This window comes from Microcoleus sp. Pol12A5, assembly GCF_036701435.1.
Classification (GTDB): domain Bacteria; phylum Cyanobacteriota; class Cyanobacteriia; order Cyanobacteriales; family Microcoleaceae; genus Microcoleus.
The window spans coordinates 15,460-33,892 of sequence record NZ_JAUBQU010000023.1 but is presented as its reverse complement, the minus strand read 5'-3'; the positions used below and the strand labels follow the sequence as shown (position 1 = coordinate 33,892).

Below are 18,433 nucleotides of genomic sequence, written 5' to 3'. Positions count from 1 at the left end.
TTTTCGCGGCCTAAAATTTGTGCGAGCAGATTAACGGCAATTATCCCAGTTGTCTGCACGTACAGGTTCGCTAACAGCTAACAGCTAACAAACAAACGTAACTTAAAACCGTAAAGGCAGGTCATGGCTCAATCTTCTGCTGGAAATCCCGATGTTCCCGATATGGGGCGTCGCCAATTTATGAATTTGCTGACGTTCGGTACAGTCACAGGTGTGGCACTGGGCGCACTCTATCCCGTTGTCCAATATTTTGTTCCTCCGGCGAGTGGGGCAGTTGGTGGCGGAGTGACAGCTAAAGATGCTTTGGGTAACGACATCATCGTTAGCGAATATTTGGCTTCGCACCCGGCGGGCGATCGCACCTTAGCCCAAGGTCTCAAAGGCGACCCCACTTATCTTGTGGTGAAAGAAGACCAATCTCTCGCCGACTACGGCATCAATGCAGTCTGCACTCACTTGGGTTGCGTCGTGCCTTGGAATGTTAGCGAAAACAAGTTTATCTGTCCTTGCCACGGTTCTCAATACAACAATGAGGGCAAAGTGGTACGCGGCCCAGCGCCTTTGTCTCTGGCCCTGGCCCACGCCACTGTCGCAGATGACAAGATCGCTTTGACACCTTGGAAAGAAACAGATTTCCGCACCGGCGAAGCACCTTGGTGGTCTTAAACTATTTTGGATTTTTGATTTGAGATTTTAGATAGGGGGTGAATGGTGAAAACCACAGATAATTGCATCCCTAAAGCAGTCTCAAAATCCAAAATCCAAAATCCAAAATCCAAAATCCAAAATCCAAAATTGTCTGACCTTTGAGATTGAATACTCTAATGCCACAAACTAATTTATCTGCGATATTTCGCCGCAGTGCCAGGACGATCGCGAAAACAGCCTTAATTGCGATCGCAGCCACAGCATTTTTCCTCACCAGCGACATCGCACTTCCCCAAGCAGCATTTGCTTACCCTTTCTGGGCTCAGCAAACTGCCCCCGCTACTCCCCGCGAAGCAACAGGCCGGATTGTTTGCGCTAACTGTCACCTCGGTGCAAAACCGACTGAAGTTGAAGTACCGCAATCTGTTTTGCCAGATACGGTGTTTGAAGCTATTGTCAAAGTTCCCTACGATACTAACGTTCAACAAGTTGGCGGCGACGGCAGCAAAAGCGGCTTGAATGTAGGCGCTGTAGTGATGTTGCCCGAGGGTTTCAAAATTGCTCCCGCTGACAGAATTCCCGAAGAAATGAAGGAAAAAGTCGGCGATCTTTACTTCCAACCTTACAGCGAAACCCAAGAAAATATTGTTTTAGTGGGTCCAGTACCGGGAGAACAGTATAAAGAATTGGTATTCCCAGTTTTGTCGCCGAATCCAGAAACTGACAAGTCCGTTCACTACGGCAAATACCAAATTTATGTTGGTGGCAACCGCGGCCGCGGTCAGGTTTATCCTACTGGCGAAAAGAGCAATAATACTGTTTACAATGCTTCGGTAGCTGGCACCATTTCTAAGATTGCTCAACCTGAAGATGGCGGTTATCAAGTGACTATTCAACCTGCCGAAGGTGCAGCGGTTGTTGATACGATTCCTGCAGGCCCAGAACTGATTGTTTCCGAAGGACAAACAGTTGCAGCAGGCGAACTTTTGACGAACAATCCTAATGTGGGTGGCTTCGGTCAAAAAGACGTGGAGATTGTGCTGCAAAGTGCAGGTCGAGTTAAAGGATTGATGGCTTTCGTGGCTATAACCATGCTGGCTCAAATCATGCTGGTTCTCAAGAAGAAACAGGTCGAAAAAGTTCAAGCTGCTGAAATGAATTTCTAAACGCGGCTGTAATTAGTTGGGTAAGGTGTTATATGCACACCCAACTATTAGGTAAGTAGGGCGGGTATTCCCCGCCTTATTCTTTGATAAATAACCAGTAAAATAATGTTAATTGATGAGAAGATAGTTGAAGTAGGCCCGCTGAAATGGTTTTATCGGGAAACAAATCCGGTTAACGAAACTGGTAAACCGCCCGTACTACTGCTGCACGGTTTGCCATCCCAGAGTTTTACCTGGACTGTAATGATGCCGGATTTGGCTGCACAGGGATTTAGATCGATCGCCCCAGATTGGGTGGGCTACGGGCGATCGACAAAACCAGACAAGCGCGACTTTGCTTACACTCCCGATGCTTTTGTTGACGCCCTCGCTGGCTTTATTCAAGCTATAGAATTAGACCGATTTTCCCTCGTTGTCCAAGGATTTTTAGCTTCAGCCGGCATTCAATACGCTTTACGCAATCCCGATAAAATTGATCGTCTAGCCATCATAAATACACCAGTTTCAGCAGATATCAAATTGCCTTGGAAAATGCAGCAGTTGGGGCTGCCTTTTATTGGCGACATGATGACGCAAGACCCGCTTTTGGTTGACAGAACTCTCGAAGGTGGCAGCCGCCAGACAATATCAGACAAGGATTTAGATGTTTACCGCAGCCCGTTTTTGAAGAGTTCGGATGCAGGTCGATCGCTGATGAATACAGTCCGCAATATTCAATTGCCGCAGTCAATGGCCGAAATTGAATCCGGCTTGAAAGGATGGACTCGACCAACTTTATTTGTCTGGGGTTTGACAGATCCTTGGCTGAGTGTTGAACCAGTTCAAAAGCTAGTCGGTTCCCTGCAAAATGCAGAGTTAGTCATACTGGAACAAGCGGGGCATTATCCTCAAGAACATTGGTCCGAAAAAGTTGGCAATGCTGTGATCACTTTTCTGCGCCGCCAGGAGGTAAAATAATATTTTGTACATAACTCTCGGTGCTAGGTCAGTGAACCAGCTCCTCACCGAGCTGCATTCCCAGGCAGAGCCTGAGAACGAGAAATCTAAAATCTAAAATCTAAAATCGATATGACTCGTCCCCGTTCAATTTTTGCCTTGATGATGGCGTTTTTGATGGCATTTCTGGTTAGTTGCAGCAGTGTCGAAGCAAAAGTTCCAACGACTTACACAGCAGCCCAGACTCAGCAAATTCAGCGCTATGTTCCTACCCTGACAGAGTTGCGATCGCGCATGGATAAACTGGGAACCTTAATTCAAAAACAAAATTGGGTTGATACCAGAACTTACATTCACGGGCCTCTAGGCGACTTGCGAAACACCATGAAAACCGTCTCTGCGAGTTTGTTGCCTAGTTCTCAACAACAAGCGGTTGATTTAACTAAGAGTTTGTTTACCGAGTTGGTTAACATCGATCTTGCTGCTAAAGAGCTTGACTATGCAAAAGTCACGGCCAGCTATCAAAAAGCTGTCAATGATTTCGATACCTTCTTGCAGCTAATTCCTAAAGCTTAATAGCTTTAGGGGTTTGTAGGCTTGGCAGTTGATGGGTGTCAAATTAAGACTGAAACCCATAATAAATATCGCTTGTAGTCGAGTCTAGATGCCCCCTAGCCCCCCTTATTAAGGGGGGGACAAGAGTATTCAAACTCCACCTTAAAAAAGGGGGGCAGAGCATTCAAAGTCCCCTTTGTAAGGGGGATTTAGGGGGATCGAGACTTCGAGACAAACCATAAAAACAGAGGATTTTACTGTTAATTAGACACGCTTTGCGCTCAGAACCCTACAAAAAACTTATATCAAATCTAAAATCTAAAATCTAAAATCTAAAATTTAATGGTTCGTGTTGCAATTATTGGTTGCGGTATTATTGGAGCGTCGATCGCCTTTGAACTAAGTCAATTTCCCGAACTGAAAGTTACTGTGTTCGACAAACAGCCGCCGGCCCAAGGTTCTACTGGCGCTGCACTCGGTGTTTTGATGGGAGTTATCAGCCACAAAACTAAGGGCAGAAATTGGCAGTTGAGGGAAGCCAGCCTTCAGCGCTACGAAACTTTGATTCCAGAATTGGAAGCAGTTACGGGGCGAAAAATTCCTTTTAACAAACAAGGAATTTTAATGCTTTGTTCCGAGGGAGAGGATTTAATTAAGTGGGAAAATTTGATAGCAACTCGCCGTTCTCAAGGTTGGCAATTGGAACTTTGGGATGTGGAACGAGTGCGCGAGCTCTGCCCTCATCTCTATTTAAATGATAAGATTATTGCTGCGATTTATTCGCCTCAAGACAGGCAAGTCGATCCGACGGCGCTAACTTTGGCTTTGATTGATGCTGCTGAACGAAATGGGGTGATTTTTGAGTTTGGCGTGCCCGTTGAAGCAGCGGAGATTGCTGCTAGTTTAAAGTTCGATCGGCTAATTGTGGCGGCTGGTTTGGGTTCTGCTGCTGTGACTGCATCTTTAAATCAGTTGGTTGACATTCGCCCGGTGTTGGGACAAGCGCTGCATTTGCGATCGGCCAAGCCTTTAGGAAACCCTGATTTTACGCCAGTAATTACTTGCGATGACGTTCACATTGTGCCTTTGGGAAATCAGGAATTTTGGGTGGGGGCGACGGTCGAGTTTTCCGAAAATGGCGGGGAAATTCAGGCGAATGCTGATATGTTGGGGGAAGTGATGGCGAGGGCGAGATCACTTTGTCCGGCCTTAGCAGAAGCTGAAATCATCAGGAAATGGTCGGGATTGCGCCCGCGGCCGGAAGGGCGGCCGGCCCCAATTATCGAGACGCTTCCCGGTAACGATCGCGTTCTCATCGCCAGCGGCCACTATCGCAACGGTGTTCTGCTGGCCCCTGCAACAGCGCGATCGATTCGAGAAATGATTTTGCAATAATTAACAAATGTTAATACAATCAAGACAGCCATTAATATCTTACATCTAAATATGTCCGACAAACCTTTAGGTAAACCCCGCTCTTTGTGGCGAGTAATTTTGCTGGCTGGAGTCAGCTTGCTGCTATATTACGGATGGTACAAATGGATTATTCAAGAAGAATTGCGTCGCTATAACGGCAGCGGTTGGTCAGGAACCCTTTGCTTGCTTCCCTTTGTTTTAGGAGTAGCCGTCCCCCAAGCTTTGCGGATATTCGACCCTGACGTTCCCGGATGGTTTGGTTGGTTTTCCTTGCTAGGTATTGCTTGGATTTACATCGTGCAGTTCAAACTTTACAAGACAGTTAATGAATTGTACCGCCAAGAAGGAATCAAAGAACCGCTAACCGTTTGGTGGATTTTTGTACCCGGTTTAAATTTAGTTGTCGGCTTGCGACAAATTCACTTTTTGAGCCTGTTTTGGGCGAGACAACAGGGAATAGAAATTAAGGATAACTTAGCCGAAAGCATTCCTTTCCTCTCAGCTAACGCTTAAGGGGAAACTTTTTACACTGATATCATAAGTTTGTAGGATGCGCCAGTAATCATAGCTCGATTTTCCAATCATTTAGCTGACGGACGCACCCTACAAGTTTATACTAAGAGTAAAAAGTGGTTTGACGCACGAATTATGGCGCTAAGATTCGCCTCAGCGCACATTAGATCATTAGGTTCTGCATCCATGACTGAATCACCAGAACCGATTTGGCAAATCCGCAAGAATGAGTTTGAGTTCCGGTTCGTTAACCCGCTTAATTGCTTTAGGAATACTTACCCACTGCCGCTTTCTCTTGCTAGCTTCCGGCCAAATTTCCAGAACTGCTTGCACTTTCATTAAAAATACTCCTACCTGACAAATATAGCCGGACTTTTGATACTCGTAAGTTCCCAGCAAATCCGGGAACACTTTACCCAACAAACCTGCTTCTTCCCAAGCTTCCTTGGCGGCGGAATCTTGGGGAGTCATGTCAGGTTCAATTAATCCTTTAGGAATCACCCAGCGCTTGCTAGCCGAAGAAGTAATCACCATTACTTCAATTTGTCCGTCTTGAATGCGATAGGGAATTACCCCCGATTGCTCAATCAGTAAAGCGGTTTTTATACTCATTATTTATGCAATATGTCTGGGTGCAAAAGCTGCTGCAACCTCATTAACTGTTTACACTAAAAAATAAACATTGCATCCCGATCCTAGATGAGTCCCTATTTTAGAGAAGAACAAAGTGAGGAATAGAGATATTTGGCTTTTAGAGTTTGTGGAAAGTAGCAAATTTAAATGCACTCCCGCTGAACAATAATAATATTATTATAATAACTAGGCGTCATCCTCTACCGACAAGCAGATAAAAGCCGATCGCCAATATCTGCCTTTATCTGCGTTGGGAGGATTTTACACCGAATCTTTCTTCGCCTTAGCCTCCAAATTTTCCATCCGACTCCTCAAATCTTGATTCTCCTTTTTCACCTGGTCTAATTCCTCCCGCAACTGCTTTACCGCTGCATCAGAACCAGCATTTTTCTGCACTCTTTGCACAGCTTCATCAGCCATGCGGCGGACGCGGCCATCGGGGGTTTGGTCAGCTAAAGAACGCAAAATGCGAATTGCTTTGCGAGTTTGCATTTGTCCTAGGCCCGCTACTACAGAAACTTGAGTCAAGAAAAACGTCTCTTTAGATAATTCTGCCAATCGCTGCAAAATCCGTTCTAAATTGACTTTGGTTTGACCAGTCGAAATTGTGCCCAAAGATCGAATTGCAGCCAAGCGCAAAGCTTGCGGAGTACCTGCGGCGGTGTATTTCAAAATTAGATTCAGCGCATCTTCAGAAGTTTTCATGTGCGCCAAACCTGCGATCGCACCCGATCGCACTACCTCATTCCAGCCCTGACGCTCTTTTAGCACCAATTTTAACTCTTTCAGTACCTGTTCGTCGGTCGGTTTTTCGTCCGGGTTAGCCCCTGCAATGGCGCCCATAGCACTCGCTGCTGCTGCTTCTACGTAATAGCTGTCGTCGCCTTTTTCGACGATCGACCTCAGCGCTTTATAAGTTTCGTGAGTTTGGATTTTACCCAGCGCATTCACCACAGCGCGACGAACACGAGCATCTTTATCTTTTAAACCACTTACTAAACCTTCAAAAACTTGGTCGAGTTTAATTTCAGCTAACTGACCGGCAACTTCGGCCCGTACTGCCCAGAACGGCTCTTTTTTGAGAACTTCTGACAGCGTTTTCACCGCTTCCAGCCCTCCCTTTTTCGCCAAAGCGTGGGCCGCATAAATCCGGGAAACCGGGTCTGGATCGAATTGCAACTGAGCTTTTAGTTCTGCAACTCCATACTCTAACGCAACAGTTTTTAAGTATTTATTGCCTACATCAAAACTGATAAATGCTGGCTTCTGTTCAAGGGGAAAATAGAAGCTTTGCTCGCGCTCATGCACTCGGACTGTGAAAGTTTTTAGGTTGGGGTTTGAACGTGCCCAACTGTCATGGTCTGCTTCTTTTTCTGGCTTGTAACCGAAGCCGATCGGGATTTTCAAATCGAATACATCTTTGCTGTTGCCGTTGCCATTTTTGCTGTCTTTTACCTGAGTTTGGGTGACAGTCACTTTTGCTAATTTGCTGTCGCCATCCCAGGAATAAACAACTTTATAATCTGGATGACCGCCACGATAAACGTACTGGTCAAACAAAAACATGAGATTGCGACCAGTAGCCTTTTCTATCGCCCTGAGCAGATCGATGGTTTCTACAGTTTTGTGAGCGTTATCCCGCACAAAAGTATGAATTGCTTTGTAAAATAATTCGTCGCCCAACTCGGCGCGAATCATGTGATAAACGCAAGCGCCTTTTTCGTACAAATGGCGATCGTACAATTCAATGGCTTCGCGGTAAACGTGAGTAACGATCGGGCGGCGGTAGCGGGAACTATCTTCAGCTAAATAATTGCGGGCTTCATTTAACATATAGTAAGCCGCGTCTTCTTTGCCGTATTCTTTGTCAGTCCACAGCACCTCGGAATAAGAAGCCATGCCTTCTTTTAGCCAAGCATGAGACCAATGTTTAATTACTACTAAATCGCCGAACCACTGGTGAGCGAGTTCGTGGGCGACTAAGCTTTCAGTACCTCGATTGTCGAGGGCGGCACGTTCATCTAACAAGCACCTATCTGTCAGCAAAGTTGTCGAAGTATTTTCCATACCGCCGAAGATGAAATCATCGACGCAGACTTGAGCGTATTTGGGAAAAGGGTAAGGATAGCCAAATGCTTGAGAGAAGAATTCAATCATTTGAGGCGTTTTGCCCATGCTGCGCTTAGCGTCTGCTTCGCGACTTCTTTCCACGTAATAATTAACTGCTTTGCCGTTCCATTCGTCTTTAATTTCGGCAAAATCTCCGACTGCTAAGGTCATTAAATATGTCGGGTGTACCTGGGTTTGGGACCAGTGATAAATTTTATCGTCGCCTTCGTTTTTTGTACTAATTAATTCGCCGTTGGAAATAGCAAATAGTTGTCTCGGAACTTGCACTCGAATTTCCGAAGTAGCGAGTTGTCCAGGATAGTCGAAACAGGGAAACCAGAAGCGGGAATCTTCATCTTCGCCTTGAGTCCAAACTTGTGTTGGTTTGTCTGGATAGTGTTTGTCCGGACCGACAAAATAGAGACCGCGCTGGGGTTTTTCGACGGAGTATTCGATCGCAATTGTAATTGGTTGGTAAGCTTCGGTTGGTTCGTGTAGTTGAATTTGCAGCACTTCGCCATCGCTGTCGAAATTTTGCTCAATTTCGCCGACTTTTACTGATTTAATATTCAGGTTTACAGCATCTAAGGTTAATTTGTCAATACCGCTGCGGACTGGATTGATGCGGATGCTGCAAGTGCCACGAAAGCTTTGTTTGGGAATATTCAGCACTAAGTCGAGGAAAATGTGCTCTACTTGGCCGGGGCGATCGGGGTTGTAGTGGGGCCGGGCACCGGGCATCTCGAAGGATTTGTGACCGTTTTCAGAATCAAAGTAAGTGTGTGACATTGTGATGGCAAAGTTGTGAGTCGATCGGCGATCGCTGGCAGCGCAGATCCGGCTGAACTGCCAGCTTATTATAGAGTAGCGCGTCCTAGCTGCTGTTGTCGTTAACTTGTTAAAAACTGGTTCTAGGGTTGAGGGGATGGAAAATATGATTTTTTCGCTACAATATCAGCAAGGTTAATGTCTGCAATCATCAGCCTGTAATTGAAATTCAGAGGGAAATCTGTATGACAGCTACACTATCAGTTCCCAATTCCATCGAGTCTTGGCTTGGCGACGAAGCCGAAGACTTGCTCACCCATCAAGCAAAAGTTTCTAAAGATTTGTTGCACCTGCCGGGCCCGGATTGGGTCGATCGCATTTTTGCTCAAACAGATCGATCTCCTCAAGTTTTGCGATCGCTTCAGCAACTCTATTCTAGCGGACGCTTGGCAAATACCGGCTATTTATCCATCCTGCCAGTAGACCAAGGAATCGAACACTCGGCGGCCGCTTCTTTTGCACCGAATCCCATCTATTTTGACAGCGAAAATATCATTAAATTAGCAATTTCGGCTGGCTGCAATGCGGTCGCGACAACGCTGGGAGTTTTGGGAAGTGTATCTCGCAAATACGCGCATAAAATCCCTTTTATTGTCAAGCTCAATCACAACGAGTTGCTGACTTATCCCAATCAATTCGATCAAATAATGTTTGCGACCGTCGAGCAAGCTTGGAATTTGGGAGCAGTTGCAGTGGGAGCAACAATTTATTTTGGTTCTCCGGAATCGACGCGACAAATCCAAGAAGTCAGTCAAGCTTTTGCTCACGCTCACGAATACGGAATGGCGACAATTTTGTGGTGCTATCTCCGCAACGATATCTTTAAACAAGACAAAGATTATCATGTGGCAGCCGATTTAACCGGGCAAGCAAATCACTTGGGAGTGACAATTCAAGCTGACATTATCAAGCAGAAATTGCCAGAATGCAACAACGGCTATGGAGCAGTTGCTAAAGCAAGTGGCAATAGTTACGGCAAAACCGACAAGCGCGTTTATTCGGATTTGACAACGGATCACCCGATCGATCTAACTCGCTATCAAGTGCTCAACTGTTATGCGGGAAGGATGGGTTTAATTAACTCCGGCGGTGCTTCCGGGAAAAGCGATTTTGCAGAAGCAATTCGCACGGCGGTAATCAACAAGCGCGCTGGCGGCTGTGGCTTAATTTCCGGCCGCAAAACTTTTCAGCGTCCTTTTGAAGAAGGCGTAAAATTGTTCAACGCTATCCAAGACGTTTATTTGTCGCCAGAAATCTCGATCGCCTAAAAATTTACCGCACAGAGATTTGCCTCTATATCACAACCTAAACGTAGGGTGCGCACTGCGCACAAATCTTCCTAAACGTAAGGTGCGCACTGCGCACCTTACCTTCTTGAGATTGGTTAATATAAGTTGCAACTTAGGTGTAATCTTAATACTAGCTGAACATTTCTAAAGACACAGTAAACAATTTAAAAATGCCCCACAGCCTTGTTTTAAACCTGCTGCCAGTTGCACCAATTCCATCCCAGTTTTTAACGGGACGGCACCTCCACGCTTTATTTCTCAACTTGGTGAGTGCTGTAGACAGCGATTTGAGCGCTTACTTGCACGACCAATCTCATGAAAAAGCTTTCACTTTAAGCCCTTTTCAAGTAAGCAGAAAAGAGGCTTATAAAAGCAGTACGCCACAGCCACAAAAGAGAGTTTTGCCTCCGGCTTCCCGCACAATTCCGCAGACTGTACAGTGGGAACACAAGCAAGCAATTCAGGAAAATACGCCGATTTGGTGGCGAATTACTCTGCTGGATGACGATTTGTGCGATCGCCTAACTCAACTTTGGCAGCAACTTAATTTCGAGCGCCCTTGGCATCTCGGCCCGACAAATATATACATTACTAATATTTTGAGCGAACCGCAATCAAACCAGCCTTGGGTAAACTTTTGTACTTACGCCGAATTGTTCGATAGAGCTTCGGAAACTGAGCGCCAAATTGCTTTTACTTTTTGCACTCCTACTAATTTTCGGCAAGGTGTATACGATAGTGCTATGCCGACTAGAGAAAGTATTTTTGGCAGTTTAGCGAATCGCTGGAACAAGTACAGCAGTATTGCGATCGAACCTACTTTCACAGAAGCTATTTTTCCCAGTTTCTTCGATATCCGAACCGAAGTTTGTACTGATTCTCGCAGTAAATTTATTGGCTGCGTCGGCGATATTAGTTACCGAGTTATGGGAGATATAGCTCCTGCTACTATCAAGCAAATTAACACTTTAGCAGATTTTGCGCTTTACAGCGGAGTCGGGCGAAAAACGCCGATGGGTATGGGAATGACGCGCAGGTTGCAAAATTTTTAATCATTCACTTTTGGGCTGAATTTCACTGACGATTTCATAAACATTAGTGTCTGGTATTTTCGCAAACAAAGGCGTCATCTGCTTCAATATTTCCTGATAAGCTTCGCTTTGATTGGCTGCCATATCTTCTACGCTTTCCCAAAAAATGATGGCAATACCTTTGTCTGTATTGGGCAATTGCAGCAGGTAGGCTCCCTTAAAACCTGTGGCATAAGTTGCAACGGCTTTTTCAAAAAGTTGTTCTGCAGCTTCAAATTTTCCCGGTTTAAATTCGCCAAGGGCAACGTAGGCAAACTGATGTCTGAGAAAGTCTAGAAATTCTGACATATCTTTTTCCTCACTTAATAGCGATACAGCAAGTTATATTTTACCCGATCGCCAGAAATTTGTGAACTGCACAGGTTGGAGTTTCGCGCTTAGATCGTCGGCGGATTTATTAATTACACGTAACTGCGATCGCCTCTCAAATAGACCTCTGTCAAAAATAACTAGAACGAGCATCTTGCCCGTTCTCCAAAAAACATTTTTTCTTGTGGAACGGGCAAGATGCCCGTTCCAAAATTTTATTAAAAGAACTTTTGCAAGAGGTCTAATAGAATTTTTTTGATTCAGGCGTCTGGAATTTTTATTAAATAAACTGTTGAATCGCTGATTTTAGATCTTTACAATCCTAGGTACCCCGGAGCGAATTCTACCGCTAGTACACAAGGTAAAGCTGCTGATAACTCATGTATTGTATATAACTGCGACCATCCACAAAGCCGTAAAAAGTTGCCAGTCCAAAGCGGTTTTTTGCAATAACCCTATTGAATTATTTAAAACTCACCTGTAACAATAATAACAGAGCCATACAAATAAAGTAAATAGCCAGCTTAAACAAATGAAAAAAATATTAGTAATTGAAGACGATAACTTAATCAGAGAAACGGTATTAGAACTTCTGGAATCGCGCGGTTTTGAAGCTGTCGGCGCCGAAAATGGAAAAGTTGGTATCCAGTTAGCTGCCCAAATTCCTGATTTAATTTTGTCTGATGTCATGATGCCGGAACTCGACGGTTTTGAAGTATTCGCAGCCGTGCGATCGCACCCTGCAACCGCCAGCATTCCGTTTATTTTTATGACAGCCTCCGAAATGGAAAAAGTCCTGGAACTTAAAGCAGACGGCTATCTCAAGAAACCTTGCAGCGTCGCAGAAATGCTCGCGGCGATCGCCACTCAACTTGAAAAACCGACAGTTGCCAACCCACAACATCAAAAAGTACAGGACAATTTTGCGGCATCAAATCTTAGCTTGCGCGCCAGGAATCAAAAATCTCGGTTTGAGATTGCCTCGGTTTGCTGGCAATGACACTCACAGTAACGTTATTGATACACAAGTTGAGGGAATTTCAAATTGGTTCCACCCAGGGGTGGCTTAGACTGGGTATGTTGAATTTGGTTAAATATTTATGAACGCACAACCCAAAGGCCGCCTTGTTTGGAATCACTCTACCCACCTTCCCGGTTTGATACCAATTTTAGAGCGCCTCACCCTAAAAATCGGCATTCAAACTGTCACTCCGGGCGTCATCAACAAAGTTAAAGGACACATCCCCCGCATGACATTAAGAGTGTCAGTACCCATCCGCGGGGGATTTAAAATCATCGCCAGACAGGGCAAAACCGTACAAGAAGTCTTTATATTAACCACTCTCAGTCAAGGGGACTTGGAAGAGACGATCGCCCAAACCCTAGCCAAGTGACAATATTTTCTTAGCAAGCAAAGCCCGAGCCCTAACTGAAGTAGTTTCATCGCTTTGGGTGATTTCCTCAAGTCTGGCCGAAACTTCCGCTAACCAATCCGGTTTAACAGTCGCAGCACCCGCCAAAGCTTGCAAACCCCCCGCTGCTGCGTAGCGCACCACCCATTCTGGATCGCGGGACGCTTGCAGTAGCGTTTTCACAGCGCGAAGTTGAGCATCGGCAATTTCTTCTGCCGGCATCAATTCCCAACAAATCGTCCCCAAACCCCTAGCCGCCGCCCGCCGCACGCTCAAAGCAAAGTCATTCGCCGCTGCATCGAGCAAAATCTCCAAACCCCTGGGGTCGCCAATTCCCGCCAAAGCCCGAACAGCCCAAGCTCTCGCCCCGTAATTGTAGCCGTCAAGCTGTTCTAAAAGCGGCAGTACCGCAGCTTCTCCGAGTTGAATCAGCCCATCCACGGCGGCAACAGCGGCGCCTGGGTTGTTGTAACCGAGCACTGTAATTAAGGTAGGAATTGCTTGTTTTGAGGAAGCTGCCGCCAGTGCTTTGACGGAGTTTAACAAGCCTTCGGAAGAATCTGCTTGTTCGACAGCCTGAATTAATTCTAATGCCATTTATTTGTAAGCTTTACCGTGACCATTTTAATTGTAGGTTGGGTCGATCGCGCGATCGAACTTTTTGCCACCTCACCCAACATTCTCATCAAAATAGGTAGGGAAACAGCACGGCGCTGTGTCCTGAAATGTGCTGTCTTCTGAATGTACGGCAGACAAGTGAGAATCGCTACAGCAATCCTATTTTAGTTGTGAACTAATTTTTTTAAAGTAAACTATCCATTAAATCCATAACTTGGATAGCTTCATCTGACAAAGATAGAGATTCTTGTTGATTGAGGTGATGCTCCAAAACTCCTTTGAGCGCAATCAATTTCAGGCTATTTTCTGCTAAAGTTTCAGAAATAGCTTGCGCTCCCGGCAAATAGCCGATCGCCCCCAAGTCCATCAAAGCCGATCGCCTCAACTGCAAATTATTCCCATTCAAAGCACTTACCAACCGCTCTCCGTAAACCCGCTCTCCAGTTAACTGATACATCGCCCGCGCCGCAGCGTACTGCACCCGCTCGACAGAATGTTCTAAAAAAGGTGAAATTAGCGGTATTGCTTCTGTCGCTTGCAGCGTTCCCAAAGCTTCAATTACCGAGTCGTAAGGTTGCACGAGGTGCGATTTTCCTGGCACTCGCACAGCAACAACTACGCCCCCATTTAATAGCTTCATTAGCGGCCCAATAGAATCGCGATCGCCCAGCATTTCTAAAGCTTGAGCAGCCGCTTCTCGCACGTAATAATCAGCGCATTCCAAACAACGAATTAGGGCCGGTAAGGCTTGTTTGTCACCCAGTTTACCCAGAGCCCGCGCCGCATTTCGTAACAAGGAATAGTCGCCGATTTTTGTTTGTTCTGACTCTTCTTCCAATGCGGCAATTAAAGCTGCAATAGCTGCCGGTTCCTTGACTCGAAATCTGCCCACCCACCAAGCAGCATAATACCGGAGACTGTAATCTTGGGAGTGTAAATTTGCGATCGCCTGTTCAACAGTTAAAGACTCGCCCTCAGCTACACCCGCCGGCGGTGAGTCGGATTCGTAATAATCCATAGTCATTAGTTATTAGTTATTCGGCTATTGAAATCGCTGCTACCCAGACACAACGTGCAAGGGTTAGGGAAACTCGCCGATTCAAATCGCTACTAAACAGACAAAACCCGCCTGGGCGGGTTACATTAACTCTTAGTCCGCTTGGAGTGGACTTTGTTTGTCTAGCAGCGATTTTCATCGCCGCTTCTAGCTTTTGTCGGAGCGATTTTCATCGCCCCTGCAACCAAACTATTGGTGATCGTGCGATGATTCATGCGATGATTCTGCACCCGCGTTTAAAGGATGAATGCTGACAATTTTCCCGCCCATGCGAGTAATCCGCTGCATTTCTTGATTCATCCGATTGTAAGGCACGGTGATAAATGTACTCGCGCTCGATCGAATCGAGTAATCCACATTATCTGTTTCATCGCTTTGGCGCAAGCCCACAACTTCATACCGAAAGCAGCGACCAGCCGAAGCTGTATTGCCACTTTTTCCAGCTACAATTTGACCTAGCATAAGCTTCTTGGTAATTGGTAATTCTGAATGTTGACTGTTGACTGTTGACTGTTGACTAAAAGCTAGTAACTGCCAACTGCCAACTGCCAACTGCCAACTGACTAAATTGGAGTAATGCTGGCGATTTTCGCGCCCAGGCGTTGAAATTTCTGCATTTGCGAGGACAACTCCTCAACAGGTACGATGAAAGCCTTGCTGCTGCGGCGCACGCTGGGATAGCCGCCCGTGCGAATTCCCGAAACTTCCACGCGCACCAGCCGTCCTTCTTTGCCGTAAGCTGCCGCGCCGCCGAAAGTGCTGGCGGGAGTTACGTTTCTGGCAGAAGGCCGATATGCCCAACCTTCGTTACCGCCAGAGGGCCCAACTACAGCCGTAGCGGTGTTAGTGCCGAGTTCGACAGCTAAGCGAGAGTTTTTGCCTTCTAGTTGAGATGTATCGCTGTTTGCATAGCCGCGATACAGGCGGAACATCCGGGTAAAACCAACGGTTTTTTGACCGCGCTGGGTGTTAAAGCCACGGTAGTAAGGCACGATACTTTCGCCGAAGTTTTCTTGATACTCTACTGAATCGATGTAAGAATCAATATCAGAGTCGTAGCCTTGTGTTTGGTACAAATCTAAGTGCTCAATTACTTCAGATTCGTCGTAGGGAGCGCGACCGAGCAAGTGTTTGTAGTTTAGTTCGATCGTCCGAGTTTGGAAACTGTTGTAGAAAAACTTGGTTTTGTACAGTTCTGACTTAGCTACAGCCCGTACAAATTCTCGTACACTCAAACTGCCGTCCCGCAGCAAAGACTCGGAACTTGTAAGTCGCTCGGATTTCATTAAATAGTCGTTGCCCAACACCTGACGGTAAACCGCACGAATCACAGTTTCAACGTCGTCTTTGGTGTAGTTCGGGCGCAATTCTACCTTCGGCGCATCGCTCAATGCGGATGTTCCTAGTCTGGACGCTGCTGTTGTAATCGCCACCAGATTTTCTCCTAAATTATTAATGACAAAAGTTTAATGCTTGGTTGCACTTGAAATTTTTAGGACTAAGGATAATATGCCTCAAAGTAGGGTGTGTACTGCACACCTTACCTATACACATAAAATTGAAGAATTTTTTAGCCTTAGTCCTAATTTGCTAAAGACGTTTCCAAAAAAACCGTCTTTACAAACTTTAAGCTGTGGTAATACTTACCACTTTGCCGCCACGTTTGTTGATTTGCTGCAAGCGGCTCGAAAGTTGCTCGTAAGGCACGAGATATTCGGTAGTAGTCCGCCGCACTTGGGGCGAAAAATTAGCCGAACCTTGCATTGCGGTGACTCGGTAGAGTTGACCGCGAGAACCGCCGGATGTGCCGCCAAGGGCTTTTCCGGTGGAGGCCGTGTATATCGGCGAGGCCATATTTCTCGCTACTTCCCAAGTCAGCCGGGCTTGGGTTCGGTTTTGCGATCGATCGCTAGAAGCAAAACCCCGGTACAGTTGAAACATCCGGTTAAAACCGACGGTTTTTTGACCTCTTTGAGTCGCGAAACCGCGATAGTAAGGCACTACACTTTCGCCAAAATTTTCTTGATACTCAACTGAGTCAATGTAAGAATTGATTTCAGCTTCGTAGCCTTCTGCATTGTACAAATCAACGTGGAAAGCAATTTCCGACTCGTCGTAAGGAGCGCGGCCCAACAAATGCTTATAATTAAGCTCAATTAACCGCGTTTGCGAGTTCGGATAAAAAAACTTTTTCCGATAGGTTTCGGAATGTGCAATTGACCGCACAAAATCTTTCACTGAAATCTGCCCTTGCAGCAGCAGAGATTCAGCACTGGTAAGTCGTTCGCTCGACATTAAATACTCGTTGCCGAAAACTTGACTGTAAGCAGCGCGAATTACTGCTTTCGCATCCTCTTGCGTCCAGTGGGGGCGCAGTTCTACCCGTCCCGCTTCTTCAAATGCTTTTATTCCCAACCGTTCTGCTGCAGCTAGTCCCGCCATCTTCGCTTCTTCCTTTTTTGCTGTAAAAATTGAAAACTGCTTAAAAAAGTATTTGCAAAACTAGGCTTGGATCGCAGATGCCCGGAATTGTAAACAACCGCTAACACTTAAGCTAACAGCAGCTTACAATCCCGGGCATCACGCAAATCTAGCTCAGAGCGTTGATTGCGTAGTCGATGTAGGAATTCGCTTCAGTTGCAGCGTCGCCACTGAGACCGTGGTTGCCTTTGATGTACTTGAGGGCTTCAACGTACCAGCTAGGAGACAATTCAAATGTCCGGTTGATTTCGTCAACACCTGCAATCAGGTACTCGTCCATCGGACCGGTGCCGCCTGCAACTAAGCAGTAGGTTACCATGCGGAGGTAGTAGCCGATGTCGCGAGCGCACTTAGCTTTACCTGTTGGGGTAGAAGCGTAGTTCGGGCCTTGCATTTGTTGGGTGTACGGAAATTTGTTGTACACAGCTTGAGCTGCACCGTCGATCAAGCGCTGAGAGTTGGCGGTCAAAGCCTTGGCTGCTTCCAAACCTGCTGCTGCTTGGCGGAAACGGCCGAAGGCAACTTGTAGTTCAGTGCTGCTCAGGAAACGACCTTGAGAATCGGCTGCTGTTACTGCTTCAGTCAAAGGGGTTTTCATTGTTCTGGTTTCTCCCTAATGTTGTGTTGTTTTTGTGTACAAAAATGATTGTTTGCAAAAATGCGATGCTCGCTTCTTTACAAGAAAGGTTCGCTTGGCTATTTTTAGCCGACTGCACTAGCTGCGCGGTCGAAGTAGCTGCCGATTTCAGACATTAGCGAGCTGCAATCACCACGGGTAACACCGTTGGGGTCGTTAGCGATCGCAATTGCTGCTTCCTTCATTTTTTGCACGCCGGCTGCAACTGAGCCACCGGGAACTCCCAGAGCTTGGTATGTTTCACGCAGACCGTTCAAGCAGCGGTCGTCCAAAACGCTGGCGTCGCCTGCAAATGTTGCATAGGTGACGTAGCGCAAGATGATTTCCATATCGCGCAAGCAAGCTGCCATGCGGCGGTTGGTGTACGCATTGCCACCAGGAGCGATCAGTTGAGGCTGTTCGGCGAACAGGGTGCGAGCTGCATTGGCTACGATGCTGGATGCGTTGCCGGTGATGCGGTTTACTGCGTCAATCCGCTTGTTGGCGTCGGAAACCATGCTGCTGAGAGCATCGAGTTGACCCTGAGCTAGAAATTCGCCCCGAGCGTCAGATTGGGAAACCACTTTTGTAAATGCGTCAAACATGAAAGAACTCTCCTACTTGAGTTAATTGAGTTTGGTTGCGGTATAAAACCGTTAAGTTAAATTTGTTCAGGCTACGAGTGCCTGCAAGGGTTGAAATTTGATGCCAGCTAATCTGCTGGTCCGATCGAGTTCTCCCTTTCCGCTACCTGCA

The 18,433-nt window shown here is 46.3% G+C and carries 22 protein-coding genes; 11 read left to right on the top strand and 11 right to left on the bottom strand.

All coding sequences use genetic code 11. The features are described from left to right. The first annotated feature begins 123 nt into the window (after positions 1-123). The 6 genes from petC to QUA45_RS08945 all read left to right on the top strand — a co-directional run bounded on the left by petC (position 124) and on the right by QUA45_RS08945 (position 5,234). Positions 124-666, top strand: coding sequence for a cytochrome b6-f complex iron-sulfur subunit (petC, locus tag QUA45_RS08970; RefSeq protein ID WP_333099179.1), 543 nt, complete (start codon positions 124-126; stop codon positions 664-666). A 158-nt stretch (positions 667-824) separates the two neighbouring features. Next, positions 825-1,814, top strand: a complete 990-nt coding sequence (gene petA / locus QUA45_RS08965; RefSeq protein WP_333099177.1) for a cytochrome f — start codon at positions 825-827, stop codon at positions 1,812-1,814. Between the two features lie 105 nt (positions 1,815-1,919). Then, positions 1,920-2,771 carry an alpha/beta fold hydrolase gene (locus QUA45_RS08960; RefSeq protein WP_333220337.1) on the top strand — a complete coding sequence of 284 codons (852 nt, stop codon included), beginning with the start codon at positions 1,920-1,922 and terminating at the stop codon, positions 2,769-2,771. 111 nt (positions 2,772-2,882) lie between these two features. Then, positions 2,883-3,326 carry a photosystem II protein PsbQ gene (gene psbQ, locus QUA45_RS08955; protein WP_333220335.1) on the top strand — a complete coding sequence of 148 codons (444 nt, stop codon included), beginning with the start codon at positions 2,883-2,885 and terminating at the stop codon, positions 3,324-3,326. A gap of 321 nt (positions 3,327-3,647) precedes the next feature. Beyond that, on the top strand, positions 3,648-4,700 hold the full coding sequence (locus tag QUA45_RS08950; protein WP_333220334.1) for an FAD-dependent oxidoreductase: 1,053 nt from the start codon (positions 3,648-3,650) through the stop codon (positions 4,698-4,700). A 51-nt stretch (positions 4,701-4,751) separates the two neighbouring features. Next, positions 4,752-5,234 carry a hypothetical protein gene (locus QUA45_RS08945; protein WP_333099171.1) on the top strand — a complete coding sequence of 161 codons (483 nt, stop codon included), beginning with the start codon at positions 4,752-4,754 and terminating at the stop codon, positions 5,232-5,234. A gap of 195 nt (positions 5,235-5,429) precedes the next feature. On the opposite strand, the gene QUA45_RS08940 is transcribed toward QUA45_RS08945, so the two are convergent. Together QUA45_RS08940 and QUA45_RS08935 are read right to left on the bottom strand one after the other, a co-directional pair. Next, entirely contained in the window at positions 5,430-5,846 is a 417-nt protein-coding gene (locus tag QUA45_RS08940) for an NUDIX hydrolase (RefSeq protein ID WP_333099170.1), read from the bottom strand. A 282-nt stretch (positions 5,847-6,128) separates the two neighbouring features. Beyond that, complete coding sequence (locus QUA45_RS08935; protein ID WP_333099169.1) at positions 6,129-8,765, bottom strand: M1 family metallopeptidase; 2,637 nt, start codon at positions 8,763-8,765, stop codon at positions 6,129-6,131. Positions 8,766-8,989: 224 nt separating this feature from the next. On the opposite strand from QUA45_RS08935, the gene QUA45_RS08930 reads away from it, so the two are divergent. Further along, on the top strand, positions 8,990-10,072 hold the full coding sequence (locus QUA45_RS08930; RefSeq protein ID WP_333099168.1) for a class I fructose-bisphosphate aldolase: 1,083 nt from the start codon (positions 8,990-8,992) through the stop codon (positions 10,070-10,072). Positions 10,073-10,263: 191 nt separating this feature from the next. Further along, a complete protein-coding gene (gene cas6, locus QUA45_RS08925; protein WP_333220332.1) occupies positions 10,264-11,145 on the top strand; it encodes a CRISPR-associated endoribonuclease Cas6 in 882 nt (293 codons plus the stop codon). On the opposite strand, the gene QUA45_RS08920 is transcribed toward cas6, so the two are convergent. Together QUA45_RS08920 and QUA45_RS08915 are read right to left on the bottom strand one after the other, a co-directional pair. Further along, positions 11,146-11,472: an antibiotic biosynthesis monooxygenase gene (locus QUA45_RS08920; RefSeq protein ID WP_333099166.1), complete on the bottom strand. Its 327-nt coding sequence runs from the start codon at positions 11,470-11,472 to the stop codon at positions 11,146-11,148. It lies immediately after the preceding gene. A 33-nt stretch (positions 11,473-11,505) separates the two neighbouring features. After that, positions 11,506-11,646, bottom strand: a complete 141-nt coding sequence (locus QUA45_RS08915; protein WP_333220330.1) for a hypothetical protein — start codon at positions 11,644-11,646, stop codon at positions 11,506-11,508. Positions 11,647-12,025: 379 nt separating this feature from the next. Here QUA45_RS08915 and QUA45_RS08910 point away from each other — a divergent pair, with 379 nt between their 5' ends. Both QUA45_RS08910 and QUA45_RS08905 read left to right on the top strand, forming a co-directional pair. Next, positions 12,026-12,493, top strand: coding sequence for a response regulator transcription factor (locus tag QUA45_RS08910; protein WP_333099163.1), 468 nt, complete (start codon positions 12,026-12,028; stop codon positions 12,491-12,493). A 100-nt stretch (positions 12,494-12,593) separates the two neighbouring features. Beyond that, entirely contained in the window at positions 12,594-12,887 is a 294-nt protein-coding gene (locus QUA45_RS08905; RefSeq protein WP_190732612.1) for a DUF2103 domain-containing protein, read from the top strand. Here QUA45_RS08905 and QUA45_RS08900 read toward each other — a convergent pair. Beyond that, positions 12,876-13,502 (bottom strand): HEAT repeat domain-containing protein, encoded by a 627-nt coding sequence (locus QUA45_RS08900; RefSeq protein ID WP_333099162.1) that lies wholly within the window; start codon positions 13,500-13,502, stop codon positions 12,876-12,878. The two genes, QUA45_RS08905 and QUA45_RS08900, sit on opposite strands and share 12 nt — an antisense overlap. Before the next feature lie 18 nt (positions 13,503-13,520). Between QUA45_RS08900 and QUA45_RS08895 the strand changes: the two genes are divergently transcribed. Continuing rightward, on the top strand, positions 13,521-13,646 hold the full coding sequence (locus QUA45_RS08895) for a hypothetical protein (RefSeq protein ID WP_333099161.1): 126 nt from the start codon (positions 13,521-13,523) through the stop codon (positions 13,644-13,646). A 61-nt stretch (positions 13,647-13,707) separates the two neighbouring features. Here QUA45_RS08895 and QUA45_RS08890 read toward each other — a convergent pair whose 3' ends face one another. From QUA45_RS08890 to QUA45_RS08865, 6 genes are all read right to left on the bottom strand, one after another. Continuing rightward, positions 13,708-14,547: a HEAT repeat domain-containing protein gene (locus QUA45_RS08890; RefSeq protein ID WP_333220328.1), complete on the bottom strand. Its 840-nt coding sequence runs from the start codon at positions 14,545-14,547 to the stop codon at positions 13,708-13,710. Positions 14,548-14,769: 222 nt separating this feature from the next. After that, positions 14,770-15,042, bottom strand: a complete 273-nt coding sequence (locus QUA45_RS08885) for a phycobilisome linker polypeptide (protein ID WP_333099159.1) — start codon at positions 15,040-15,042, stop codon at positions 14,770-14,772. 101 nt (positions 15,043-15,143) lie between these two features. After that, positions 15,144-16,013, bottom strand: coding sequence for a phycobilisome linker polypeptide (locus tag QUA45_RS08880; RefSeq protein ID WP_333099158.1), 870 nt, complete (start codon positions 16,011-16,013; stop codon positions 15,144-15,146). A gap of 193 nt (positions 16,014-16,206) precedes the next feature. Then, positions 16,207-17,022, bottom strand: a complete 816-nt coding sequence (locus QUA45_RS08875; RefSeq protein ID WP_333099157.1) for a phycobilisome linker polypeptide — start codon at positions 17,020-17,022, stop codon at positions 16,207-16,209. Positions 17,023-17,170: 148 nt separating this feature from the next. Beyond that, positions 17,171-17,659, bottom strand: a complete 489-nt coding sequence (gene cpcA, locus QUA45_RS08870; protein ID WP_015175793.1) for a phycocyanin subunit alpha — start codon at positions 17,657-17,659, stop codon at positions 17,171-17,173. Between the two features lie 104 nt (positions 17,660-17,763). Continuing rightward, on the bottom strand, positions 17,764-18,282 hold the full coding sequence (locus tag QUA45_RS08865; protein ID WP_332948147.1) for a phycocyanin subunit beta: 519 nt from the start codon (positions 18,280-18,282) through the stop codon (positions 17,764-17,766). Positions 18,283-18,433: the final 151 nt, after the last annotated feature.

Bases quoted from the DNA above. Each gene is read 5' to 3' on its own strand.
- QUA45_RS08945 (WP_333099171.1), top strand. From the start codon at position 4,752: ATGTCCGACAAACCTTTAGGTAAACCCCGCTCTTTGTGGCGAGTAATT.
- QUA45_RS08890 (WP_333220328.1), bottom strand. From the start codon at position 14,547: ATGACTATGGATTATTACGAATCCGACTCACCGCCGGCGGGTGTAGCT.
- QUA45_RS08940 (WP_333099170.1), bottom strand. From the start codon at position 5,846: ATGAGTATAAAAACCGCTTTACTGATTGAGCAATCGGGGGTAATTCCC.
- QUA45_RS08900 (WP_333099162.1), bottom strand. From the start codon at position 13,502: ATGGCATTAGAATTAATTCAGGCTGTCGAACAAGCAGATTCTTCCGAA.
- QUA45_RS08885 (WP_333099159.1), bottom strand. From the start codon at position 15,042: ATGCTAGGTCAAATTGTAGCTGGAAAAAGTGGCAATACAGCTTCGGCT.
- QUA45_RS08865 (WP_332948147.1), bottom strand. From the start codon at position 18,282: ATGTTTGACGCATTTACAAAAGTGGTTTCCCAATCTGACGCTCGGGGC.
- QUA45_RS08920 (WP_333099166.1), bottom strand. From the start codon at position 11,472: ATGTCAGAATTTCTAGACTTTCTCAGACATCAGTTTGCCTACGTTGCC.
- petA (WP_333099177.1), top strand. From the start codon at position 825: ATGCCACAAACTAATTTATCTGCGATATTTCGCCGCAGTGCCAGGACG.
- psbQ (WP_333220335.1), top strand. From the start codon at position 2,883: ATGACTCGTCCCCGTTCAATTTTTGCCTTGATGATGGCGTTTTTGATG.
- QUA45_RS08950 (WP_333220334.1), top strand. From the start codon at position 3,648: ATGGTTCGTGTTGCAATTATTGGTTGCGGTATTATTGGAGCGTCGATC.
- QUA45_RS08930 (WP_333099168.1), top strand. From the start codon at position 8,990: ATGACAGCTACACTATCAGTTCCCAATTCCATCGAGTCTTGGCTTGGC.
- cas6 (WP_333220332.1), top strand. From the start codon at position 10,264: ATGCCCCACAGCCTTGTTTTAAACCTGCTGCCAGTTGCACCAATTCCA.
- QUA45_RS08915 (WP_333220330.1), bottom strand. From the start codon at position 11,646: ATGCTCGTTCTAGTTATTTTTGACAGAGGTCTATTTGAGAGGCGATCG.
- cpcA (WP_015175793.1), bottom strand. From the start codon at position 17,659: ATGAAAACCCCTTTGACTGAAGCAGTAACAGCAGCCGATTCTCAAGGT.
- QUA45_RS08960 (WP_333220337.1), top strand. From the start codon at position 1,920: ATGTTAATTGATGAGAAGATAGTTGAAGTAGGCCCGCTGAAATGGTTT.
- QUA45_RS08875 (WP_333099157.1), bottom strand. From the start codon at position 17,022: ATGGCGGGACTAGCTGCAGCAGAACGGTTGGGAATAAAAGCATTTGAA.
- petC (WP_333099179.1), top strand. From the start codon at position 124: ATGGCTCAATCTTCTGCTGGAAATCCCGATGTTCCCGATATGGGGCGT.
- QUA45_RS08905 (WP_190732612.1), top strand. From the start codon at position 12,594: ATGAACGCACAACCCAAAGGCCGCCTTGTTTGGAATCACTCTACCCAC.
- QUA45_RS08935 (WP_333099169.1), bottom strand. From the start codon at position 8,765: ATGTCACACACTTACTTTGATTCTGAAAACGGTCACAAATCCTTCGAG.
- QUA45_RS08910 (WP_333099163.1), top strand. From the start codon at position 12,026: ATGAAAAAAATATTAGTAATTGAAGACGATAACTTAATCAGAGAAACG.